The organism is Methylobacterium iners, from assembly GCF_022179305.1.
In the GTDB taxonomy this organism is placed as follows: domain Bacteria; phylum Pseudomonadota; class Alphaproteobacteria; order Rhizobiales; family Beijerinckiaceae; genus Methylobacterium; species Methylobacterium iners.
The window spans coordinates 63056-83332 of sequence record NZ_BPQP01000004.1 but is presented as its reverse complement, the minus strand read 5'-3'; the positions used below and the strand labels follow the sequence as shown (position 1 = coordinate 83332).

General features: G+C 69.9%; 19 protein-coding genes. 12 read left to right on the top strand and 7 right to left on the bottom strand.

The features are described 5' to 3' along the window. Nucleotides 1–65 precede the first annotated feature (65 nt). Nucleotides 66–773, top strand: a complete 708-nt coding sequence (gene lipB / locus MFF55_RS01370; protein WP_238242290.1) for a lipoyl(octanoyl) transferase LipB — start codon at nucleotides 66–68, stop codon at nucleotides 771–773. Here the strand turns inward: lipB and MFF55_RS01365 are convergent. Both MFF55_RS01365 and MFF55_RS01360 read right to left on the bottom strand, forming a co-directional pair. Further along, on the bottom strand, nucleotides 770–1657 hold the full coding sequence (locus MFF55_RS01365) for a cation diffusion facilitator family transporter (protein WP_238242289.1): 888 nt from the start codon (nucleotides 1655–1657) through the stop codon (nucleotides 770–772). The two genes, lipB and MFF55_RS01365, sit on opposite strands and share 4 nt — an antisense overlap. Before the next feature lie 92 nt (nucleotides 1658–1749). After that, a complete protein-coding gene (locus tag MFF55_RS01360) occupies nucleotides 1750–1995 on the bottom strand; it encodes a hypothetical protein (RefSeq protein ID WP_238242288.1) in 246 nt (81 codons plus the stop codon). Nucleotides 1996–2113: 118 nt separating this feature from the next. Here MFF55_RS01360 and queA point away from each other — a divergent pair, with 118 nt between their 5' ends. The 7 genes from queA to MFF55_RS01325 all read left to right on the top strand — a co-directional run bounded on the left by queA (nucleotide 2114) and on the right by MFF55_RS01325 (nucleotide 10929). Then, complete coding sequence (queA, locus tag MFF55_RS01355) at nucleotides 2114–3223, top strand: tRNA preQ1(34) S-adenosylmethionine ribosyltransferase-isomerase QueA (protein WP_238242287.1); 1110 nt, start codon at nucleotides 2114–2116, stop codon at nucleotides 3221–3223. Next, nucleotides 3220–3756 carry a CDP-alcohol phosphatidyltransferase family protein gene (locus MFF55_RS01350; protein WP_238242286.1) on the top strand — a complete coding sequence of 179 codons (537 nt, stop codon included), beginning with the start codon at nucleotides 3220–3222 and terminating at the stop codon, nucleotides 3754–3756. The genes queA and MFF55_RS01350 overlap by 4 nt, the downstream gene beginning before the upstream one ends. Before the next feature lie 75 nt (nucleotides 3757–3831). After that, on the top strand, nucleotides 3832–4923 hold the full coding sequence (locus MFF55_RS01345) for an AI-2E family transporter (protein ID WP_238242354.1): 1092 nt from the start codon (nucleotides 3832–3834) through the stop codon (nucleotides 4921–4923). Nucleotides 4924–4929: 6 nt separating this feature from the next. Further along, on the top strand, nucleotides 4930–5646 hold the full coding sequence (locus tag MFF55_RS01340) for a P-loop NTPase family protein (protein WP_238242285.1): 717 nt from the start codon (nucleotides 4930–4932) through the stop codon (nucleotides 5644–5646). Between the two features lie 101 nt (nucleotides 5647–5747). Further along, nucleotides 5748–8159 carry an RNA degradosome polyphosphate kinase gene (locus MFF55_RS01335; protein ID WP_373874690.1) on the top strand — a complete coding sequence of 804 codons (2412 nt, stop codon included), beginning with the start codon at nucleotides 5748–5750 and terminating at the stop codon, nucleotides 8157–8159. Nucleotides 8160–8181: 22 nt separating this feature from the next. After that, nucleotides 8182–9696, top strand: a complete 1515-nt coding sequence (gene ppx / locus MFF55_RS01330) for an exopolyphosphatase (RefSeq protein ID WP_238242283.1) — start codon at nucleotides 8182–8184, stop codon at nucleotides 9694–9696. A 312-nt stretch (nucleotides 9697–10008) separates the two neighbouring features. Beyond that, nucleotides 10009–10929: a PhnA-like protein gene (locus MFF55_RS01325; RefSeq protein ID WP_238242282.1), complete on the top strand. Its 921-nt coding sequence runs from the start codon at nucleotides 10009–10011 to the stop codon at nucleotides 10927–10929. A gap of 69 nt (nucleotides 10930–10998) precedes the next feature. On the opposite strand, the gene MFF55_RS01320 is transcribed toward MFF55_RS01325, so the two are convergent. After that, the gene (locus MFF55_RS01320) at nucleotides 10999–13329 is read right to left on the bottom strand and encodes an NADP-dependent malic enzyme (protein ID WP_238242281.1); all 2331 of its coding nucleotides are present in this window, start codon (nucleotides 13327–13329) and stop codon (nucleotides 10999–11001) included. An 84-nt stretch (nucleotides 13330–13413) separates the two neighbouring features. On the opposite strand from MFF55_RS01320, the gene MFF55_RS01315 reads away from it, so the two are divergent. Further along, on the top strand, nucleotides 13414–14037 hold the full coding sequence (locus MFF55_RS01315) for a CatB-related O-acetyltransferase (protein ID WP_238242353.1): 624 nt from the start codon (nucleotides 13414–13416) through the stop codon (nucleotides 14035–14037). A 40-nt stretch (nucleotides 14038–14077) separates the two neighbouring features. Continuing rightward, on the top strand, nucleotides 14078–14326 hold the full coding sequence (locus MFF55_RS01310; RefSeq protein ID WP_238242280.1) for a DUF3297 family protein: 249 nt from the start codon (nucleotides 14078–14080) through the stop codon (nucleotides 14324–14326). A gap of 17 nt (nucleotides 14327–14343) precedes the next feature. Here MFF55_RS01310 and MFF55_RS01305 read toward each other — a convergent pair whose 3' ends face one another. The 4 genes from MFF55_RS01305 to aspS are packed head-to-tail and all read right to left on the bottom strand — an operon-like array spanning nucleotide 14344 to nucleotide 18447. Then, nucleotides 14344–14643 carry a hypothetical protein gene (locus MFF55_RS01305; RefSeq protein WP_238242279.1) on the bottom strand — a complete coding sequence of 100 codons (300 nt, stop codon included), beginning with the start codon at nucleotides 14641–14643 and terminating at the stop codon, nucleotides 14344–14346. Beyond that, nucleotides 14640–15710, bottom strand: coding sequence for an acyltransferase family protein (locus MFF55_RS01300; RefSeq protein WP_238242278.1), 1071 nt, complete (start codon nucleotides 15708–15710; stop codon nucleotides 14640–14642). Before MFF55_RS01300 ends, MFF55_RS01305 begins: the two co-directional genes overlap by 4 nt. Beyond that, complete coding sequence (locus tag MFF55_RS01295) at nucleotides 15707–16576, bottom strand: glycosyltransferase (RefSeq protein WP_238242277.1); 870 nt, start codon at nucleotides 16574–16576, stop codon at nucleotides 15707–15709. The genes MFF55_RS01300 and MFF55_RS01295 overlap by 4 nt, the downstream gene beginning before the upstream one ends. Before the next feature lie 56 nt (nucleotides 16577–16632). After that, complete coding sequence (gene aspS, locus MFF55_RS01290) at nucleotides 16633–18447, bottom strand: aspartate--tRNA ligase (RefSeq protein WP_238242276.1); 1815 nt, start codon at nucleotides 18445–18447, stop codon at nucleotides 16633–16635. A gap of 144 nt (nucleotides 18448–18591) precedes the next feature. On the opposite strand from aspS, the gene MFF55_RS01285 reads away from it, so the two are divergent. Then, nucleotides 18592–18978 carry a hypothetical protein gene (locus tag MFF55_RS01285; protein WP_238242275.1) on the top strand — a complete coding sequence of 129 codons (387 nt, stop codon included), beginning with the start codon at nucleotides 18592–18594 and terminating at the stop codon, nucleotides 18976–18978. Between the two features lie 139 nt (nucleotides 18979–19117). After that, nucleotides 19118–20272 (top strand): ribonuclease D, encoded by a 1155-nt coding sequence (gene rnd / locus MFF55_RS01280; protein ID WP_238242274.1) that lies wholly within the window; start codon nucleotides 19118–19120, stop codon nucleotides 20270–20272. Nucleotides 20273–20277: the final 5 nt, after the last annotated feature.

The following is a 20277-nucleotide window of genomic DNA, read 5'->3' as shown; positions in this document are numbered from 1 at the left end:
CGGCTCGCGGCTCCCGATACCGACCTTCCACGCAGGACCGTGAAGTCTTGGTAAAAGAAACCGTAATGACCGGGCGTCTCGCGTTCTCGCCGTCGGATTTCCTGCCCGATGCCGGGAGCGGACCCGTCGAGTGGCGGATCGAGGACGTGCCGGTGCCCTACGCCGAAGCCGTCGTCGCGATGGAGGCGCGGGCCGCGGCGATCGCGGCCGGGCAGGCCCGCGAGCAGGTCTGGCTCTTGGAGCACCCGCCGCTCTACACGGCCGGCACCTCGGCCCGCGAGGCGGATCTCGTCGAGCCGGACCGATTTCCCGTGCACCGGACCGGGCGCGGTGGGCAGTTCACCTATCACGGGCCCGGGCAGCGCGTGGCCTACGTCATGCTCGACCTCAGCCGGCGCCGGCCAGACCTTCGCGCCTACGTCGCCGCGCTCGAGGCCTGGATCATCGCAACCCTCGACGCCTTCAACGTCGCCGGCGAGCGCCGGGCCGACCGCGTCGGCGTCTGGATGCGCCGGCCTGAGAAGGGGGAGGGCGCCGAGGACAAGATCGCCGCGATCGGCATTCGGGTGCGCCGCTGGGTCAGCTTCCACGGCATCAGCCTGAACGTGGAGCCCGACCTGACTCATTACTCCGGGATCGTGCCCTGCGGGATCGCGGGCCACGGCGTAACGAGCCTCGTCGACCTCGGCCGCCTCGTCACGATGCCCGAGGTGGACATGCAGCTGCGCGCCGCCTTTGAGCCGATCTTCGGGGCGACGCGGCTGGTCGATTAGACCACCGGCACCCCGCGCTGCTTGGCGTGCTCGCCGGGCTCCACGTGAATGACGACCACAGCGCCCTGGATCTCGCCCTCGATCGCCGCCTCCAGGCGGTCGCAGATGTCGTGGCTTTCCTTCACGGTCATCTCCCCGGGCACCACGAGGTGGAAGTCGATGAAGGTCGCCTGGCCTGCGTGCCGCGTGCGCACGTCGTGGGCCTCGAGGGCGCCGGCGCCGTGGTCGGAGATCAGCGCGCGGATGCGGCCGGCCATCTCGGGCGGGGCGGCCTTGTCCATGAGCCCGCTCACCGAATCACGGACCATGACCCAACCCGACCAGACGATGTTCAGGGCCACGAGCCCGGCAATGATCGGATCGAGGATCAGGACGCCGGTGGCCGCGACCAGCGCCACGCCCAGCAGCACGCCGCCGGAGGTGACGACGTCGGCGATCACGTGACGGGCGTCGGCGACGAGGGCGGGCGAGCTCCAGGCCCGCCCGCGGCGGAGCAGGAAGCTCGCCCAGGCGAGGTTGATCGCCGTGGCCAGCGCGTTGACGGCCACGCCGAGCAGCGGGGCGTCAAGCGGCTGGGGGGCCAGCACGCCTTCGAACGCCTCCCGCAGGATCAGCAGGGCGGCGACGATGATTAGCGCGCCCTCGACCACCGCGGAGAAGAACTCGGCCTTGTGATGCCCGTAAGGGTGCTCGGCATCGGCCGGCTGCGCCGCGATCCGCAGGGCGGCGAAGGCGAAGATCGCCGCGACCACGTTGATGATGCTCTCAAGCGCGTCCGAGTAGAGCGCAAGGCTGCCGGTGAGCCACCAGGCCGTGAACTTGAGGCCGGTCACGCCGGCGCCGATCGCGGCGCTGGCAAGGGCGGCTTTCTGGGTGCGGTCCATTGCGGCGTCCGGGGGCGACCGCGGCCCGGAAACTCCGGTTCGGCCGGGCGCGCTCATACGGGGCTCAGCCCTACAAGGCCACGGCAAAGGTTTTAGCCGAAGCTATCGGCGCTCGCGTCCGGACCGTCGCCGCGGCCCCGCGCGGTCTCGCGCAACCGGCTTCGCTCGCCCTGGGCGCGGGCGCGGGCCGCCTTCCGTTCATAGCGGCGGGCGACCCAGCCCCAGCGCGCACGGGCGGCGAGGGCGTCGAGACGGAGCGCCTCCCGCTCGCAATAGGAGACGAGCTGACCATCGAGCGTGATCCGCGGTTGGCGAACTTTGACGATGTCGTCGGTCATGACGCTCATATCCCTCGGTCGGAAGTGAAGGGTCAGGGAGGCGCCCATCGCCGCTGGTCCCGCACCAGCTACCCGCCTCCCATTGCCCGTCAACGCGGAACCGTGCTGTTGGCGTCCTATGCGCGTAGACCTTTTCGATTTCGAGCTGCCGGAAGCGAGCATCGCCCTGCGGCCGCCCAATCCGCGCGATTCCGGCCGCCTCCTCGTGGTGCGCCCCGGCGACGATCTGGAGGACCGTCGCGTGCGCGATCTCCCGGCGCTCCTCCGCCCGGGTGATGCCCTCGTCTTCAACGACACCCGCGTCATCCCGGCCCGTCTCATGGGCCTGCGCACGCGGCCGGGCGCGTCGGGCCTGCGCATGGAAGCCATGCTCCACCTGCGCGAGGCGCCCGATCGCTGGCGTGCCTTCGCCCGACCCGCCAAGCGGCTCGCCGTCGGCGATCGCGTGCGCTTCGGCGAGGGGGGGGCGAGCGATCCGTGCGAACTCGGGCGCCTGGAAGCGGAGATCGTCGCGAAAGGCGATGGCGGCGAGATCACCCTCCGGTTCGACCGCTCCGGCCCTGCCCTCGACGAGGCCGTGGCGGCGGTCGGCATCCTGCCCCTGCCGCCCTACATTGCGGGCAAGCGCGCCGTCGATCGTCAGGACGCCACCGACTACCAGACCGTCTATGCCCGCGAGCCGGGCGCCGTCGCGGCGCCCACCGCCGGCCTGCACTTCTCGCCCGAGCTGCTCGCCGCCATCGACGCGGCCGGCATCGCCCGCCACAGCGTCACCCTGCATGTCGGCGCGGGCACCTTCCTGCCGGTCAAGGCAGAGGACACCGACGACCACCGCATGCATGCCGAGATCGGCATCCTCGACGAGGCGACGGCCGCTTCCCTCAACCGGGTGCGCGCAGCGGGCGGCCGGATCATCGCCGTCGGCACGACGGCGCTCCGCCTGTTGGAGAGCGCAGTGAACGAGGAGGGCCGGCTGCACGCCTATTCCGGCGCCACGGGGATCTTCCTCACGCCGGGCCGGCCGATCCGCTCGGTCGACGCCCTGATGACGAACTTCCACCTGCCGCGCTCGACCCTCTTCATGCTGGTCTGCGCCTTCTCCGGGCTCGACACGATGCGTGCCGCCTACGCGCACGCCATTGCGGCGGGCTACCGGTTCTATTCCTACGGGGATTCGAGCCTGCTGTTTCCGGCGCCCCAGGGAGCCCTGACGATGCGCGATCGATGACGATCCCGAATCTCATCACCATCGGACGGCTCGTCCTCGTCCCCTTCGTCGTCGCCATGATCGTGCAGGGCGCATGGGACCTCGCCTTCGCCGCCTTCCTGGTCGCCGGCATCTCCGACGCCGTGGACGGCTTCATCGCCCGGCGCTTCGCCATGAAGAGCGAGCTCGGCGCCTATATCGATCCGCTGGCCGACAAGGCGCTCCTCGTCTCGATCTACGTGGCACTCGCCGTCCAGGGCGTGCTGCCGCCCTGGCTCGCGATCGTGGTGGTGTCGCGCGATGCGATGATCTTGTGCGCAATCATGATCTCCTGGTTGATGGATCGACCGGTGGCCATCCGGCCGCTGCTGGTCAGCAAGCTCAACACGGCGGTGCAGATCGCCCTCGCGGCCTTCGTTCTCGGCGCCAAGGCCTGGGGAGCGGGGCCGGGTGCCGTGGCGCCGTGGGCGATGGTGACCGTCGCGGTCCTCACCGGCCTGTCGGCCATGGCTTATTTCCGGGTATGGTTGCGCCATATGGCGGCGGAGGCTTGAGCGATGGATGATCTTGATCATGCCGTGGCCCACGCCACCTCTGGACGGGTTCAGGTGCGAGTCGAGGGACGGCCGATGCGCGGCAGGGCGATGATCGGACTGGCGGCCCTCGCGGTGGCCGTGCTGCTGCTCTACCTGCTGCGGGACGTGATCCTGCCCTTCGCGGCGGGCCTCGCGCTCGCCTACCTGCTTGATCCCCTGGCCGACCGGCTGCAGCGGATGGGCCTCGGGCGGCTCACCGCCTCGCTTCTCATCCTGGCCCTGTTCGTGGTCGCCCTCCTCTTGACCCTGCTGATCGTCGCGCCCATCGCGGCCAAGCAGGTCGCGGGACTGATCGAGACGCTGCCGGGCGCGATCTCCCGGCTCCAGGGCATCGTCGTCGAGCGGGCGGGCCCGCTGCTCGAGCGGGTCGGCGGCACCGACGTGCTCAACGACCTGCAATCCTCGGTCGGCACCCTGGTGAGCCAGGGCGGCACCTGGATGATGACCTTCCTGCGCTCGCTCTGGTCGGGCGGGCAGGCCCTGATCTCGATCGCCTCGCTGCTCGTCGTGACGCCGGTCGTCGCCTTCTACATCCTGGTCGACTGGGACCGGATGGTGGCCAAGATCGACGGCTGGGTGCCGCCCCGCCATCGCGACACCGTCCGCTGCCTGGGACGCGAGGTCGACGCCGCGATCACCGGCTTCCTGCGCGGGCAGACGCTGGTCTGCCTGATTCTGGGCACCTTCTACGCGGTGGGCCTGTTCCTCGTCGGGCTGAATTTCGGTGTCCTGATCGGGCTCATCGCCGGGTTCCTCACCTTCATCCCCTACGTCGGCACGCTCACCGGCTTCCTCCTCTCGGTCGGCGTGGCGCTCGTCCAGTACTGGCCGAACTCCGACTGGCTCCATATCGGACTGACGATCGGCGTCTTCCTGCTCGGGCAGTTCCTGGAGGGCAACGTGATCTCGCCGAAGCTCGTCGGCGATTCGGTCGGCCTGCACCCCGTCTGGCTCATGTTCGCGCTGCTCGCCTTCGGCTCCCTGTTCGGGTTCCTCGGCCTCCTCATCGCGGTGCCGGTGGCGGCCTCGATCGGCGTGCTCGTGCGCTTCGCCCTGCGCCGCTATCTGCAGAGTCCGCTCTATCACGGCAGCGGCACGGCGGTGGCGGCGAAGCCCGAGATGTAGGCACCCATGCGCGACCCCGGCCCGCCCCGGCAGCTCACCTTCGACCTGCCCCTCGACCCGCGCTACGGCCGCGAGGATTTTCTGGTGGGTCCGGCGAACGAGGCGGCCTACGGCCTGATCGAGGCCTGGCCCGACTGGCCCGAGACGGTCTTCCTGCTCACCGGCCCGCCCGGCAGCGGCAAGAGCCACCTCGCCTCGATCTGGGCGACGCGGGCCCATGCCTGGACGATCCCCGCCGCCGAGGTGAGTGCCGCCAACGTCACGCACCTGGCGTCGAACGGCGCCCTCGTCATCGAGGATATCGACCGCGCCGCCTCGCGCGACGAGGCGGCCCTGTTCCACCTCCTCAACCTCGCCCGCGAGCGCAGGCACCCCGTCATGATCACCTCCGCGGTCGGGGTCGATTCGCTGGGGCTCGCCGTCGCCGACCTCCGCTCGCGCCTGCGGCTCGCCTTGGGGGCGACCATCCTCCCTCCGGACGAGGCGCTGCTGCGGGCGGTGATCGTGAAGCTCTTCGTCGACCGTCAGCTCGTCGTCGACCTGAGCGTCGTCGAGGCCGTGGCCCTGCGCATCGACCGCTCCCTCGGCCGGGCCCGCGCCGTCGTGACGGAGCTCGACCGCGACGCCCTCGGGCGGGGGCGCCGCATCACCAAGCCGCTCGCGCTCGCGGTCCTCGCGCGTCTCGGCATGACGGATCCGGCGGGGGATGACGACGCCGAGTGACGCGGCGCTGGCGCGATCGGCGGCCAACTGTCACAAACGACGCGTCGAGGCGTGCTAGGACGCCGCCCCTTGGCGAGCAGAGGAGATGGTCTTTGGCGGAGATGGAAGCGGACGCGATCGCCCGGGACACGGACAGCCCACCGGCACGTGATGACGCCGGCCAGGAGCCCTCCGCCCGCCCTGCCGCAGCCGGTACGCCCAGGACCCGAACCGCGCGCAAGGCCTCCGCAGCGACCCGGCCTCGCGCTCCCCGGCGCCCGCCCGCGAGGCGCGCCGTGGCCAAGGCGCAGCCCGAGGAGAGTGCGTCTCAGAAGCCGGAAGTCTCCGCTCCGGCGCCGCTCGACGATCCCGCCCGCGAGCCGGTGCTGGAGGCCGGGCAATCCCTCCGCCATTCGCCGGAGCGGTTCGTGAACCGTGAGCTCTCCTGGCTGCAGTTCAACCACCGCGTTCTCGAGGAAGCCTCGAACACCAGCCACCCGCTCCTCGAACAGCTCCGCTTTCTCTCCATCTCGGCGAACAACCTCGACGAGTTCTTCATGGTCCGCGTAGCCGGCCTGCACGACCAGGTCCGCGCCGGGCTGGTTCAGCCCTCGCAGGACGGGCTGACGCCCGCCGAGCAGCTGAGCCGCATCGGGACGGAGGTCTCGCGGCTGGCCCTCGACCAGCAGCAGCGCTGGCGCGAGCTGCGGGTCGAGCTCCAAGGCGTAGGAATCGAGCTCGTGGAACCGGCGGGACTCCGGCCCGAGCATGCCGCCTGGCTCGAGGACTACTTCCTGTCCCACGTCTTCCCCGTGCTGACGCCGCTCGCCATCGACCCGGCGCATCCGTTTCCCTTCATCCCGAACCTCGGCGCGACGGTCGCCCTGATCATGGTGCGGCCCCGCGACGGCCGGACGCTGCGCGCCCTGATCCGCCTGCCCGCGGTGGTCGAGCGCTTCGTGCGCCTGCCGGAGATCACGGGCGACGCGACGGCCCGGTTCATCGCGATCGAGCAGGTGATCGTGATGTTCACCACGCGCCTGTTTCCCGGCTACTTCCTGAAGGGGCAGGGCGCCTTCCGGGTCATTCGCGATTCCGATCTCGAGATCGAGGAGGAGGCTGAGGACCTCGTCCTGCATTTCGAGAGCGCGCTGAAGCAGCGCCGCCGCGGCGTGGTGATCCGGCTCGAGGTCGAGGGCGGCATGCCGGAGGACCTTCGCGCCTTCGTGGCCGACGAGCTGGAGATCGGTGCGGACGCGGTCTTCGTGGTCGACGGGATGCTCGCGCTCAACGAGCTCTCCCAGATCGTCGGGATCGACCGGCCGGACCTGAAATTCAAACCCTACAATCCGCGCTTCCCCGAGCGCATCCGTGAGAGCGGCGGCGACGTCTTCGCGGCGATCCGGCAGAAGGACTTCATCGTCCACCACCCCTACGAATCCTTCGATTCGGTGGTGCAGTTCCTGACCCAGGCCGCCCGCGACCCGAACGTGGTGGCGATCAAGCAGACCCTCTATCGCACCTCCTCGAACTCGCCGATCGTCGCGGCGCTGGCCGAGGCGGCGGAAGCCGGCAAGTCGGTGACCGCCCTCGTCGAGCTGAAGGCGCGCTTCGACGAGGAGGCCAATATCCGCTGGGCGCGCGACCTGGAGAAGGCCGGCGCGCAGGTGGTGTTCGGCTTCATCGAGCTGAAGACCCACGCCAAGCTCTCGATGGTGGTGCGCCGCGAGGGCGACCGGCTCGTGAGCTACTGTCATGTCGGCACGGGCAACTATCACCCGATCACCGCGCGCATCTACACGGACCTGTCCTTCTTCACGGCCGATCCGGCGGTGGCCCGCGACGTCTCGCGGATCTTCAACTTCATCACCGGCTACGCCGAACCGGCCGAGCTGGAGCGCATGTCGGTCTCGCCGCTGACCGCGAAGGCGCGGCTCCTCGAGAACATCGCCGCGGAGGTCGCGCATGCCCAGGCCGGGCGGCCGGCCGCGATCTGGATCAAGTGCAACTCCCTCGTCGACCAGGCCATCATCGATGCGCTCTACGACGCCTCCTGCGCCGGCGCGCAGATCGATTGCGTGGTGCGCGGCATCTGCTGCCTGCGCCCCGGCATCCCGGGCCTGTCGGAGGGCATCCGCGTGAAGTCCATCGTCGGCCGCTTCCTGGAGCACGGCCGGGTCTATGCCTTCGGCAACGGCTACGGCCTGCCCCACCCGAAGGCGACGGTCTACATCTCGTCCGCCGACCTGATGAGCCGGAACCTCGACCGCCGGGTCGAGGCGCTTCTGCCGATCACCAATCAGACCGTGCACCAGCAGGTTCTCGACCAGATCATGCTGGCCAACCTCCTCGACAACCGCCAGAGCTGGCGTGTACTGGCGTCCGGTGCGAGCGAGCGGATCCAGCCGGTGGGCGGCGAGGAGGCCTTCAACGCGCACAAGTATTTCATGACGAATCCGAGCCTCTCCGGGCGTGGCAAGTCGTCCAAGAAGTCGAGCCCACGCGCGTTGAGCCGCCGAGCGCAGCGCAGCTGACCGACCTTCAAAAGGACCCTGGATGGGCCTCTTCCGCGCTGACTCGAAGCCGGCCGGCGCCGCGCCGGTGGCGATCATCGACATCGGCTCGAACTCGGTCCGGCTCGTCGCCTATGACGGGCTCACCCGGGCGCCGACCCCGATCTACAACGAGAAGGTGCTCTGCGGCCTCGGACGCAACGTCCTCACGACGGGGCGGCTGAACGAGGAGGCGGTGCGGCGCGCTCTGGCGGCGCTGGCGCGATTCCGGGTGCTCTGCGACATCATGCAGACGGCCCACGTCTTCGTGCTCGCGACGGCCGCTTCCCGCGACGCGGAGAACGGGCCGGCCTTCCTGGCGGCGGCCGAGACGGCCTGCGGCCACCCGATCGAGCTTCTGTCGGGCCGGCGCGAGGCGGAACTGTCGGCGCTAGGCGTGGTCTCCGGCTTCCACGCGCCCGACGGCGTCGTCGGCGATCTCGGCGGGGGCTCCCTCGAACTCGTCGACGTCCGCGGCGCGACGATGGGGCAGGGCGTGACCATGCCGCTCGGCGGCCTCGCGCTCCAGGACCTCTCCGGCGGCTCGACCAAGAAGGCGCTCAAGATCGTCCGCGAGCACCTGAAGCGGGCCGAGCCCCAACTGCAGACCCTGCGCGGCCGCAGCTTCTACGCGGTCGGCGGAACCTGGCGGGCGCTGGCCCGCCTGCACCAGGCCGCGCGCGGCTACCCGCTTCACGTCATGCACGGCTACAGCATCGAGCCTTCCGACGAGCTCAACTTCCTGCAGGTCGTCGAGAACACCGACGCGGCGCTGCTCACCGACGTCGAGAGCATCTCGGAGGCGCGCCGGCCGCTCCTGGCCTACGGCGCCCTGGTGCTGGAAGAGATCATCCGGTTCGGGCGCCCCCGCGAGATCGCGATCTCGGCGAGCGGCGTGCGCGAGGGGCTCCTCTACGAGCGGCTGGATCGGGAGGTCCGCGCCGCCGACCCCCTCCTCGTCGCGGCCAGGGAGCTGAACGCGCTGCGCGCCCGCTCGCCCGGGCACGGCGAGGAGCTCATCGCCTGGACGGACCGCTTCGTCGAAACCCTCGACGGTCCCGAGACCGCCGACGAGCGGCGCCTGCGTCACGCCGCCTGCCTGCTCTCCGACATCGGCTGGCGGGCGCACCCCGATTATCGCGGCGACCAGAGCGTCAACGTGATCACACACGCCGCCTTTGTCGGGACCGACCATCCCGGTCGCGCCTACCTCGCGCTGGCGGTCTATTTCCGCCACGAGGGCGTCGCGCCCGAGCGGGCGAGCCCGATGCTCCGGGGCCTCGTCGGGCCGCGCCTCTTCGAGCGCGCCCGCCTGCTCGGCGGCCTGTTGCGCGTCGCCTTCCCCGTCTCCGCCGGCATGGCGGGCACGCTGCCCCGCATGCCCGTCATCGCGCAAGACGGCCGCGTCGTCTTGCAGATCCCCGCGGCCTGGGACGCGCTCGCGGGCGAGCGCCTCCTCAACCGCGTTCGCGGCCTCGGCCGCATCATCGGCCTCGACGGACGCGTCGAGATCGTCTGAACCATCAATAACGGACTGCTGATTCCTCGGATCGCCGCAAGCTGGACTTGGTCTATCGAGCCGGTCTCGTTTTGCTAACGAAGCGATAATTCCGACTAGGACATTATTTTAGAAGATAAATCGCAGAACAATTTCCCGCTGCGCACGTTGAGCGTTCGTGTTTGAGGCACGATCGAGCCGGAGACAACGGTTCGAGACCAGAAGCGGGTGACGCACGACGCATCCCACGGATGCGGTCCCGCAAAGCGTGTCACCGCCGCCCTGCCGAACACGCATCATGAGACCGGCGCATCGTCGTAAGGAGTTCCTGCCGTGGCCACATCAACCACCCTTCACCCCGTCGTCGAGACGGGTTCGGCGCTCGAATCCCGCGCCGCCGACCTTCATCAGGTCTCCTGGGGCGCCATCCTCGCGGGTGCCGTCGCGGCGCTCGTGGTCCAGCTCATCCTCAACATGATCGGTCTCGGGGTCGGGCTCGCAACCCTCAACCCGACGGGGAACGATACGCCGGCCGCGAGCTCGATCTCCCTGGGCGCGGGCCTGTGGTGGGTGATCTCCGGCATCCTCGCCTCGCTCGCGGGCGGCTTCCTGGCCGGGCGGCTGTCCGGCAGGCCGGTGGCCTCCACGGCCGGCTATCACGGCCTGGTCGCCTGGGCGGTGACCACACTTCTCATCGTCTACTTGCTGACCTCCGCGGCGGGCGGGCTCGTCGGCGGCGCCTTCAACACGATCAGCAGCACGCTGGGTAGCGCGGGGCAGGCGATCGGCGGGACCGTGCAGACGGCGGCGCAGGCGGCGGCTCCCTCGCTGACGAAGCTTTCGGACCCGCTGAGCGGCATCGAGACACAGGTCCGCCAGTCCAGCGGCGGACAGGACCCCGCCGCCCTGCGTGACGCAGCGGCCAGCGCCATCCGCGCGGCCCTGACCGGCGACCAGGCGCAGAAGGCCGGTGCCGAGGCCAAGGCCGCCGATGCCCTCGCCAAGGCGCAGGGGATCCCGGTCGACCAGGCGCGGACCCAGATCCAGGACTACCAGAAGCAATACACGCAGGCCCTCGCCGACGGAAAGCAGAAGGCGGCGGAGGCGGCCGAAGCGACCCGCTCGGCGGCGTCGCAGGGCGCCCTCTACGCGGCGCTGGCGCTCATCCTCGGCGCGATCGCGGCGTTCTTCGGGGGCCGCCTCGGCACCGTCGCACCGGGCCTGCGTACGCAGGAGACCGTGCGCCGGGCCTGATCTTCCCGGTAGACGCGACGCAGCGGCCCCTGACACGCGTCAGGGGCCGTTGTCGTTTCCGCGGGAGGATCAGGCGGTGGTCAGCGCAGCGCCCGGCTCGGCCGGCGGGGTGGTGAGAACGTCGGCCGCCTGCGCCTCGACCACGGCCGCGGCCGTCACGTTCACGATCCCGCGCGCCGTCACCGAGGGCGACAGGATGTGGGCGGGCTTGGCCGGGCCGATCAGCAGGGGGCCAACGGGAAGCGCGTCCGCGAGGACCTTGGCGAACTGAAAGGCGATGTTCGCGGCGTCGAGGTTCGGGAAGACCAGCACGTTGGCCGATCCCTTCAGGCGCGAGCCCGGAAGGACCCGGTCGCGGATCAGCTCCGAGAGGGCGGAATCGGCCTGCATCTCGCCATCCACCTGAAGGGCCGGCGACCGCGCCTGGATCAGCGAGAGGGCGCTGCGCATCTTGACGGCCGAGCGCGAATCCGACTGCCCGAAATCGGAATGGCTGAGCAGCGCGATCTTCGGCGTCAGCCCGAAGCGGGAGACGTGCTCGGCGCAGGCCACCGCCACGTCGGCGATCTCCTCGGCGCTCGGATCGGCGCGAACATGGGTGTCGGCGAGGAAGAAGGCGCCCTTCTTGGTGACGATGAGGCTCATCGCCGCGAAGTCGAGCACGCCCGGCGCGAGCCCGATCACGTCGCGGATGGCTCTCAACCGCGACTCGAACCGGCCCTCGAGCCCGCAGATCAGGGCATCGGCCTCACCCCGCCGCACCGCGATCGCGCCGATCACCGTGTTGTTGGTGCGGACCAGCGTGCGCGCCGCGTCGGGGGTGATGCCGCGCCGGCCCGCGATCTCGAGATAGCTGGCGACGTAGTCGCGGTAGCGCGGATCGTCCTCGGGATCGATGAGGTCGAAATCCTCGCCCTGGCGGACCGACAGGCCGAACCGCTTGATCCGCGTCTCGATCACCCGGGGGCGCCCCACCAGGATCGGCCGGGCGACCTTGTCCTCGACGATGGCCTGGATCGCCCGCAGGACGCGCTCGTCCTCGCCCTCGGAATAGATGACGCGCTTCGGGTTCTCCTTCGCCTTCGAGAAGATTGGCTTCATAATGAAGCCGGAGCGGTGGACGAAGCGGTCGAGCGAATCGGCGTAGGCGTGGATGTTCTCGAGCGGCCGGCCGGCGACGCCCGAATCCATGGCCGCCTGCGCGACCGCCGGGGCGATGCGCAGGATGAGGCGCGGATCGAAGGGGCTCGGGATCAGCGAGCGCGGGCCGAAGGGTCGCGCCTCGCCGCCATAAGCGCGGGCGACCACGTCCGAAGGCGTCTCGCGCGCGAGGGCCGCGATCGCCTTGACCGCCGCCTTCTTCATCTCCTCGTTGATGCTGGTGGCGCCCACATCGAGCGCACCGCGGAAGATGTAGGGGAAGCACAGGACGTTGTTGACCTGGTTCGGGAAGTCCGAGCGCCCGGTGCAGATCATCGCATCGGGCCGCTTCTCCTGCGCGAGGTCGGGCATGATCTCGGGGTAGGGATTGGCGAGCGCCATGATCAGCGGCTTGTCGGCCATCCGCTCGAGGTATTCCGGCTTCAGCACGCCGCCGGCCGAGAGGCCGATGAATACGTCGGCCCCCGGAATGACCTCGGCCAGCGTCCGGGCCTCGGTCTCCTGCGCGTAGACCTCCTTCCACCGGTCCATCAGCTCGGGGCGGCCCTTGTAGACCACGCCCTTGATGTCGGTGACGGTGATGTTCTCCCGGGTGGCGCCGAGCGACACCAGCAGGTTGAGGCAGGCCAGGGCCGCCGCGCCCGCGCCCGAGGTGACGATGCGGACGTCCGCGAGGTTCTTGCCGGCGAGTTCCAGCGCGTTGAGGATCGCGGCCGCCACGATGATCGCGGTGCCGTGCTGGTCGTCGTGGAAGACCGGGATGTTCATCCGCGCCCGGCAGCGCTCCTCGACCTCGAAGCACTCGGGCGCCTTGATGTCCTCGAGATTGATGCCGCCGAAGGTCGGCTCCAGGGCGCAGACCACATCGACGAGCCTGTCGACATCGTGCTGATCGACCTCGATGTCGAACACGTCGATGCCGGCGAATTTCTTGAACAGGACAGCCTTGCCCTCCATCACGGGCTTGGAGGCGAGCGGGCCGATATCGCCGAGGCCCAGCACCGCCGTGCCGTTGGTGAGCACCGCGACGAGGTTCTGACGGATGGTCAGCGTCGCGGCTTCCTGCGGATCCTCGTGGATCGCCATGCAGGCGGCGGCCACGCCAGGGGAATAGGCGAGCGCCAGGTCGCGCTGGTTGCCGAGCGGCTTGGTGGCCTGGATCTCGAGCTTTCCGGGGCGCGGCAGCCGGTGATAGACGAGCGCACCGGACTTGAGATCGTCGGACATGTTGTCGCCCATGCCGTTCACTCCCTGGCTTGCGCGTCGCCTCGCGTCGGCGGCCGAGAGCCGCCCTACGCCGGACTGCGCCGGTTGAAAGCTCTGTTGCACCGGCTGCGGAGTGGGCGCAACCCGCACAATGAGACCCGCATTCACCTCGCCGGCCTGACGCGGCGCTACGGCTTCGACATCGGCGCCTATTCCTACGGGCGGCCCAAGGTCCGCTTCCCGGAATCCGGCCGGCGACTGACGATCGGGCGATACTGCTCCATCGCGGACAAGGTCGAGATCCTGCTCGGCGGCGATCACCGCCTCGATTGGGTCTCGACCTACCCGTTCGCGGCCATGGCCGGCCTCTGGCCAGAAGCGCAGGCATCGCAGGATTATCACGCCTCGCGCGGCGACGTGACGATCGGCAACGATGTCTGGCTCGGCTCCGGCTGCCTGATCCTGTCCGGTGTTACGATCGGGCACGGCGCCGTCATCGCCGCACACGCGGTCGTGACCCGGGACGTCCCCGACTACGCGGTGGTCGCGGGCAACCCAGGCCGGATCGTGCGGCGGCGCTTCAGCCCCGAGATTGTGGCCGGCCTATTGGAGACCCGCTGGTGGGACCTCGAACCGGCGATGGTGACCCGCCTTGTTCCAGCCCTCGAGGCGCCCGACGCGGAGGGATTGATCGACGCCGTGCGGGCGATCCGGGCCGGTGGCGTTGCGAACGGCCCCTGAATCCCGTACCCGCACCACTCTTCCGCTCAGGTCCAGACCGATGTCCGACACGCCTCCCGACCGCCTCGCGGCGAACCCGAACAGCCCGTTCTACGACGAGGCCCTTCTCGCCCGTGGGATCGGCATCCGCTTCAAGGGCGTCGAGAAGACCAATGTCGAGGAATATTGCGTCAGCGAGGGCTGGGTCCGCCTCAGCGCCGGCAAGACCCTCGACCGCGCCGGCAACCCGATGACGGTGAAGCTGAAGGGGCCGGTCGAGCCGTATTTCCGGGACGTAGAACAGGGCTGACAGGCTCTGACACGAGGTCAGCCCTCACGCGCCCTGCGCGCCGCTTCGAAATTCCGCAGGGCGATCTCGACCATCGCTTCGATCTGCGCCGGATTTTTCGGATCCGTGACGACGAGGCTCGTCAGCACTTCCGGATGCGTGCGCCGCTGCCGGGGCCGACGCGCGTGGTTCGAGACCCGTAGGGTGAAGCTGCAGGCCTCCGGTTTCAGGTAGACCGACTCGCTGCGTCCCTCCCGGATGACTTCCGAAAATCCCCGCTCGGTGAGTAGGGCGACGGCGCGGGCCAGCGCCGCGGCCGGTCTCAGGGGCGCGGTCACGGGGATGTCGTCGCGGTCTTCATCCCGCTCCGGCCCATCACCCGCGCCTTGAGTCCGAGCGCCGGCTTCTCGACCCCGTACCAGGACGCTGCCGCGACGAGCCCGGTCAGGAGCAGAGAGGGCCCGAGGAGCATGAGCGGCGCGAGACCGGGGAGGAGGGCATGCAGCGCCTGCTGAATCGGCCAGCCGTAAAGATAAATCCCGTAGGAGAGGTCCGCCCGAGGATCGAAGGCGGATCTCGCCAGCCAGGGCGACAGGCCGAGCCAGATGGCGCCGTAGGCCTCCGCCAGGAACAGCGCGGGGCGGTAGAGTGGCAGGCCGTGGAGGAGGACGGCCGCCAGAGCAAGGGCCGCCAGCGGCAGGCCGGAGAGCCGGATCGTGTCGCGCCACAGGTAGAGCGCCGCACCCGCCGCGAAGATGAGCGGCAGCCGCAGCGCCGTCTCGAGCCCCTTCGGCATGGCCTGGTGCAGGAGGTCGGTGAGCGCAAGCGCGAGGATCAGGCCGGCGACCAGGATCAGCGCCGGCACTCGCCGCAGGCCGCCCGCCAGGCCGAAGGCGAGCACCCCGAGGTAGCACAGCACCTCGTATTTCAGCGTCCAGACGGTCCCGAGCGGGCTGCGGTAGGGGTTCTCGGAGAAGACGCCGGGAAGGGCCGTGTTGCTCTTGAAGGTCGTCAGCGTGTCGCGGATGACGCGCCAGAGGGCGGGGTCGGCGAGGTACTCGGCGAGCGGCACGGCCGTCATCGCCGGCCCGAGCAGCAGGGCGGTCGCGAGCACCGCCGCGACGAGGCCGGGAAGGATCCGCAGGACCCGCGCGAGGACGTAATCGCGCGCGCCGCGCCGCTCCAGGCTCATGGTCACCAGGAAGCCGGAGACCGCAAAGAAGCCGTTCACCGCGTGCTCGCCGAGGGTGAACCCGGTCGCCCGCATCAGCGGCTCGTCGAGCGCATTCCCGGTCGTCACGCTGAAGGCGTGCGAGAGCACGACCGCGACCGCCAGGGCGAGGCGGATCGCTCCGAAGCCGTTCCGCGGGCGTGCCAGGGCGGCGGCGACGGTCGGCGTGCTCATGCGAGACCCTCGCGGGCGAGGGCCGTCCGACCCCGCATGGCCGCCAACGCGCCGGCCGCCGAGCCGGCATAGCGCTCGATCTGCGCCCGGCGGAGGCTCAAGGGCGCGAGCAGGGCCTTGGGCGCGTTCACCGCGAGCATGGCGGGGCTCGGGTCCGGCAGGCCGTACTTGCGGGAGACGTAGGCGCGCGACCAGGCCTGGTGCCAGCGGGTCCGGAAGGTCCGGCCGGGAAGGGGCGAGGACGAGCGTCCGCGTCCGTGGCTCGCCACCGCGCCGTGGACGTGGACGAGGGCGCGACCGGTCTCCGCGACGCGCCGGCAGAAATCGTCGTCCTCGTAGAACAGGAAGATGTTTTCGTCGAAGCCGCCCATCTCCAGGAAGAAGTCGCGGGCGATCATCAAGCAGGCCCCGGAAAGGAAGGGCGCGCAGGCGTCGCCCTCGGGCAGAGCGCGCCGGCCGCTCGGGTTGGTCAGGTAAGGCGCGAGCAGCGAGCGCGGCTGGTAGAACAGGCGCCCGTCCGGTTCGACGAGGCGGGGCGCCAGGAGAGCCGCCTCCGGATAGGCCTGCGCTGCCGCCAGCAGGGCGTCGACGGCGCCTGGCCGCAGGACGACGTCGGGGTTCAGGATCAGCACCCGCCCCGCCCGTCCCGCCGCGCGCACGCCGATGTTGTTGGCCCGGCCGTAGCCCTCGTTGCGGGGATTGCGAAGAACCTGCGCACCGGCCGCCTCGGCGATGACGGCCGAGTCGTCCCGGCTCGCATTGTCGACGACCAGCGCCGGGACATGCTCGGCCGCGAGCGCGGCGAGGCAGGCCGGGAGAGCCTCGGCGCTGTCATGGGTCACGACGATCGCGACGAGGCTCGGCATCGGTGGCGTTCGTCCGGGTTGGCGCGACGCCACGCCCGGGAGCGTGGCGCCCGCGCTCAGCCCTGCTTCTCGGGGAGGTTCAGGCGGATGTGGAGTTCGCGGAGCTGCTTGGGAGTCGCTTCCGCCGGCGCGCCCATCATCAGGTCCTCGGCGCGCTGGTTCATCGGGAAGAGCACGACCTCTCGCAGGTTCTGCTCGCCGCAGAGAAGCATGACGATGCGGTCGATCCCCGGCGCGATGCCGCCGTGCGGGGGGGCGCCGACCTTGAGCGCGTTCAGCATGCCGCCGAACTTCTCCTCCAGGACCTCCACACCGTAGCCGGCGATGCCGAAGGCCTTCTCCATCACGTCGGGACGATGGTTGCGGATCGCGCCCGAGGACAGCTCGGTGCCGTTGCAGACGATGTCGTACTGGAACGCCTTGATGCCGAGGATCTTCTCCGACTCGCTCGGGTCGAGCGCCAGGAACTCGTCGCGGTCGTAGTTCGGCATCGAGAACGGGTTGTGCGAGAAGTCGATCCGCTTCTCGTCCTCGTTCCACTCGTACATCGGGAAGTCGGTGATCCAGCAGAAGGCGAACTGGTCCTTATCGCTCAGGTTCAGCTCGTCTGCGATTCTGATGCGCGCCTTGCCGGCGAGCGCAGCGGCCTTGGCCTCGGTGCCGGCGGAGAAGAACACGGCATCGCCGGCCTTGGTCCCGGTCTTCTCGGCGATCAGCGCCTGGACCTCGGCCGGAATGAACTTCGCGATCGGCCCCTTGCCGGTGAGCGTGCCGCCCTCGTCCTCGAAGACGATGTAGCCGAGGCCCGGCGCGCCTTCCGAGCGCGCCCAATCGTTCAGCTTGTCGAAGAAGGAGCGGGACTGGCCGGCAGCCCCGGTCGCCGGGATGGCGCGCACGACGCCGCCTGAGGCAATCACGCCCTTGAAGGCCTTGAACGCGACCTCGTCGCGGCCGAACTCGTCGGTCACGTCGGCGATGACGAGCGGGTTGCGCAGATCCGGCTTGTCGACGCCGTATTTCAGCATCGCCTCGGCATAGGGAATGCGCGGGAAGGTGCGGGTGACGCGCTTGCCGTCGGCGAATTCCTCGAACACGGAGCGCAGGACCGGCTCGACGGCCTGGAAGACGTCCTCCTGCGTGACGAAGCTCATCTCGATGTCGAGCTGGTAGAACTCGCCTGGGCTACGATCCGCCCGCGCATCTTCATCGCGAAAACAGGGGGCGATCTGGAAGTAGCGGTCAAAGCCCGCGATCATCGTGAGCTGCTTGAACTGCTGCGGCGCCTGCGGCAGCGCGTAGAACTTGCCCGGATGCACGCGCGACGGGACGAGGTAGTCGCGGGCGCCCTCCGGCGAGGAGGCCGTCAGGATCGGGGTCTGGAACTCGAAGAACCCGCCCTCGCGCATGCGCCGGCGCAGGCTGTCGATGATCGCGCCGCGCTTCATGATGTTGGCGTGCAGCTTCTCGCGGCGCAGATCGAGGAAGCGGTACTTGAGGCGGGTCTCCTCCGGGTATTCCTGGTCGCCGAAGACGGGCACCGGGAGCTCGCCGGCGGGCCCCAGCACTTCGAGGTCGTCGATATAGACCTCCACCGCGCCCGTCGGCAGCTCGGCGTTCTCCGTGCCGGCAGGGCGTGTGCGCACCCGGCCGTCGATGCGGATGACCCATTCCGAGCGGGCCGTCTCGGCCGCCTTGAAGGCCTTGGAGTCGGAATCGACCACGCATTGCGTCAGGCCGTAATGGTCGCGCAGGTCGATGAAGAGCACGCCGCCATGATCGCGGATGCGGTGACACCAGCCGGACAGGCGGATGCTCGCGCCGACGTCGGACGGGCGGAGCGCCCCGCAGGTGTGGGTTCGATAACGATGCATGACCGGCTCTGAGGGTTGAGGCCGGCACCATTCACGCGGGGCGCCCTAAGTCAAGGCGAGGCCGGGGGCGCCGGGCCTGCAAAACCCCTGGTACGAGACGTTCCAAGCCTTTCGGAATCGGGGGCCGATTCCCATATAACTACCATGAACCAGCATGCTTTTTTCCCACTTCCAGCCGAGCTGGACTCTGCGGGCAACCTGCCCGCAGAGCGCCAGGAGGGTGCCTGGCGGGTGTTGCCGATCGAGGGCGCGTTCGAGATCGTCTACGAGGACTCTCGCGGGCTCTGGAGCACCCGTTTTCTCGATGCGCGCGAGCTCAAGCTCGGGCCGGGGCGCACGCTCATCGGCGGCATCGACCGGGCGCGCGGCGGCTACCGGGGCTTCCGGGCCGATCGCATCCGGCGCCTCACCGCCGGACCCGAGCGCGTCGAGACCGGGATCCTCGACTGGCTGCTCGGCCGTGCCGAGGCGCAGAGACGCGAGCGGGTCGCTCGTCGCCGCAAGGTGAAGGGCGCGGCGCGGGCGGCCTGATCGCAGTATCCGGAATGCAGGGCGACCCCGTCCCGGGGGCCGCCCGAAGCATCACGCCTCTTCGCGGAAGTGGAGAGCGCACGATCGCGTCGGCTTCCGACCTCGCCTGAGGCGGCAACCTTCGATATAGCCGGCTGTCATGGATCTCATCACCACCACGCCGGCCCTCGCCGAGGCCTGCGACCGCTTCGCCGCCCAGCCCTTCGTGACCGTCGACACGGAGTTCATGCGGGAGACGACCTACTATCCCAAGCTCTGCCTCATCCAGATGGCGGGCCCCGATGGGTCGGGCGTCCTTGTCGATCCGCTCGCGCCTGAGATCGATCTCAAGCCGTTCTTCGGCCTCATGGCGGATGAGGGTGTCGTCAAGGTCTTCCACTCCGCGCGGCAGGACCTCGAGATCATCTGGCTCTTGGGCGGCCTGCTGCCGCAGCCCTTCTTCGACACGCAGGTGGCTGCGATGGTCTGCGGCTACGGTGACTCGGTGTCATACGAGCAGCTGACCAACGACGTCGCCAAGGCCAAGATCGACAAGTCCTCCCGCTTCACCGACTGGTCGCGCCGGCCGCTCTCGGAAGCGCAGCTCGCCTACGCGCTCTCCGACGTCACCCACCTCGTCACGATCTACGAGGTCTTGGCCGGCCAGCTGCTCAGAACGGATCGGGGCGAGTGGCTCGACGAGGAGATGAGCGTCCTCACCTCGCCCGAGACCTATCGGGCGGACCCGGCCCAGGCCTGGCGCCGGCTGGCCGGGCGGATGCGCAAGCCGCGCGAGATCGCCGTGCTCATGGAGGTCGCGGCTTGGCGCGAGCGGGAGGCCCAGGCCCGCAACGTGCCGCGCGGGCGCATCCTCAAGGACGAGGCGGTGATCGACGTGGCCTCCTCCGCACCCCGAAGCGTCGAGGCGTTGGGGCGGCTCCGCTCGATCCCGGCCGGTTTCGAGCGCTCGCGCACCGGCGCGGAGATCCTCGCCGCCGTGGAGCGTGGCTTCGAACGCGAGCTCGCCGAGATTGCGGCACCGGAGCGCAGCCGCGGCGGGCGCGGCGGGAACGGGGCGTTGGTCGAGCTCCTGAAGGTCCTGCTCAAGGCCGTCTGCGAAGAGGAGCGCGTGGCGCCCAAAATCATCGCGACCGTGGACGATCTCGAGGCGATCGCCGAGGACGACGCGGCCGACGTGCCGGTGTTGCACGGCTGGCGCCGGACTCTGTTCGGCGAGAAGGCGCTCGCTCTCAAGGCCGGCCGCCTAGCCCTCTCGGCGCAGGGCGGACGGGTCGTCGTCCGCGAGCTCGCCTGAGCGCG

What these genes read in the sequence shown, in the direction of transcription:
- lipB (WP_238242290.1), top strand. Translation starts at nt 66, where the DNA reads ATGACCGGGCGTCTCGCGTTCTCGCCGTCGGATTTCCTGCCCGATGCC.
- MFF55_RS01365 (WP_238242289.1), bottom strand. Translation starts at nt 1,657, where the DNA reads ATGGACCGCACCCAGAAAGCCGCCCTTGCCAGCGCCGCGATCGGCGCC.
- MFF55_RS01360 (WP_238242288.1), bottom strand. Translation starts at nt 1,995, where the DNA reads ATGACCGACGACATCGTCAAAGTTCGCCAACCGCGGATCACGCTCGAT.
- queA (WP_238242287.1), top strand. Translation starts at nt 2,114, where the DNA reads ATGCGCGTAGACCTTTTCGATTTCGAGCTGCCGGAAGCGAGCATCGCC.
- MFF55_RS01350 (WP_238242286.1), top strand. Translation starts at nt 3,220, where the DNA reads ATGACGATCCCGAATCTCATCACCATCGGACGGCTCGTCCTCGTCCCC.
- MFF55_RS01345 (WP_238242354.1), top strand. Translation starts at nt 3,832, where the DNA reads ATGCGCGGCAGGGCGATGATCGGACTGGCGGCCCTCGCGGTGGCCGTG.
- MFF55_RS01340 (WP_238242285.1), top strand. Translation starts at nt 4,930, where the DNA reads ATGCGCGACCCCGGCCCGCCCCGGCAGCTCACCTTCGACCTGCCCCTC.
- MFF55_RS01335 (WP_373874690.1), top strand. Translation starts at nt 5,748, where the DNA reads ATGGAAGCGGACGCGATCGCCCGGGACACGGACAGCCCACCGGCACGT.
- ppx (WP_238242283.1), top strand. Translation starts at nt 8,182, where the DNA reads ATGGGCCTCTTCCGCGCTGACTCGAAGCCGGCCGGCGCCGCGCCGGTG.
- MFF55_RS01320 (WP_238242281.1), bottom strand. Translation starts at nt 13,329, where the DNA reads ATGGGCGACAACATGTCCGACGATCTCAAGTCCGGTGCGCTCGTCTAT.
- MFF55_RS01310 (WP_238242280.1), top strand. Translation starts at nt 14,078, where the DNA reads ATGTCCGACACGCCTCCCGACCGCCTCGCGGCGAACCCGAACAGCCCG.
- MFF55_RS01300 (WP_238242278.1), bottom strand. Translation starts at nt 15,710, where the DNA reads ATGAGCACGCCGACCGTCGCCGCCGCCCTGGCACGCCCGCGGAACGGC.
- MFF55_RS01295 (WP_238242277.1), bottom strand. Translation starts at nt 16,576, where the DNA reads ATGCCGAGCCTCGTCGCGATCGTCGTGACCCATGACAGCGCCGAGGCT.
- aspS (WP_238242276.1), bottom strand. Translation starts at nt 18,447, where the DNA reads ATGCATCGTTATCGAACCCACACCTGCGGGGCGCTCCGCCCGTCCGAC.
- MFF55_RS01285 (WP_238242275.1), top strand. Translation starts at nt 18,592, where the DNA reads ATGAACCAGCATGCTTTTTTCCCACTTCCAGCCGAGCTGGACTCTGCG.
- rnd (WP_238242274.1), top strand. Translation starts at nt 19,118, where the DNA reads ATGGATCTCATCACCACCACGCCGGCCCTCGCCGAGGCCTGCGACCGC.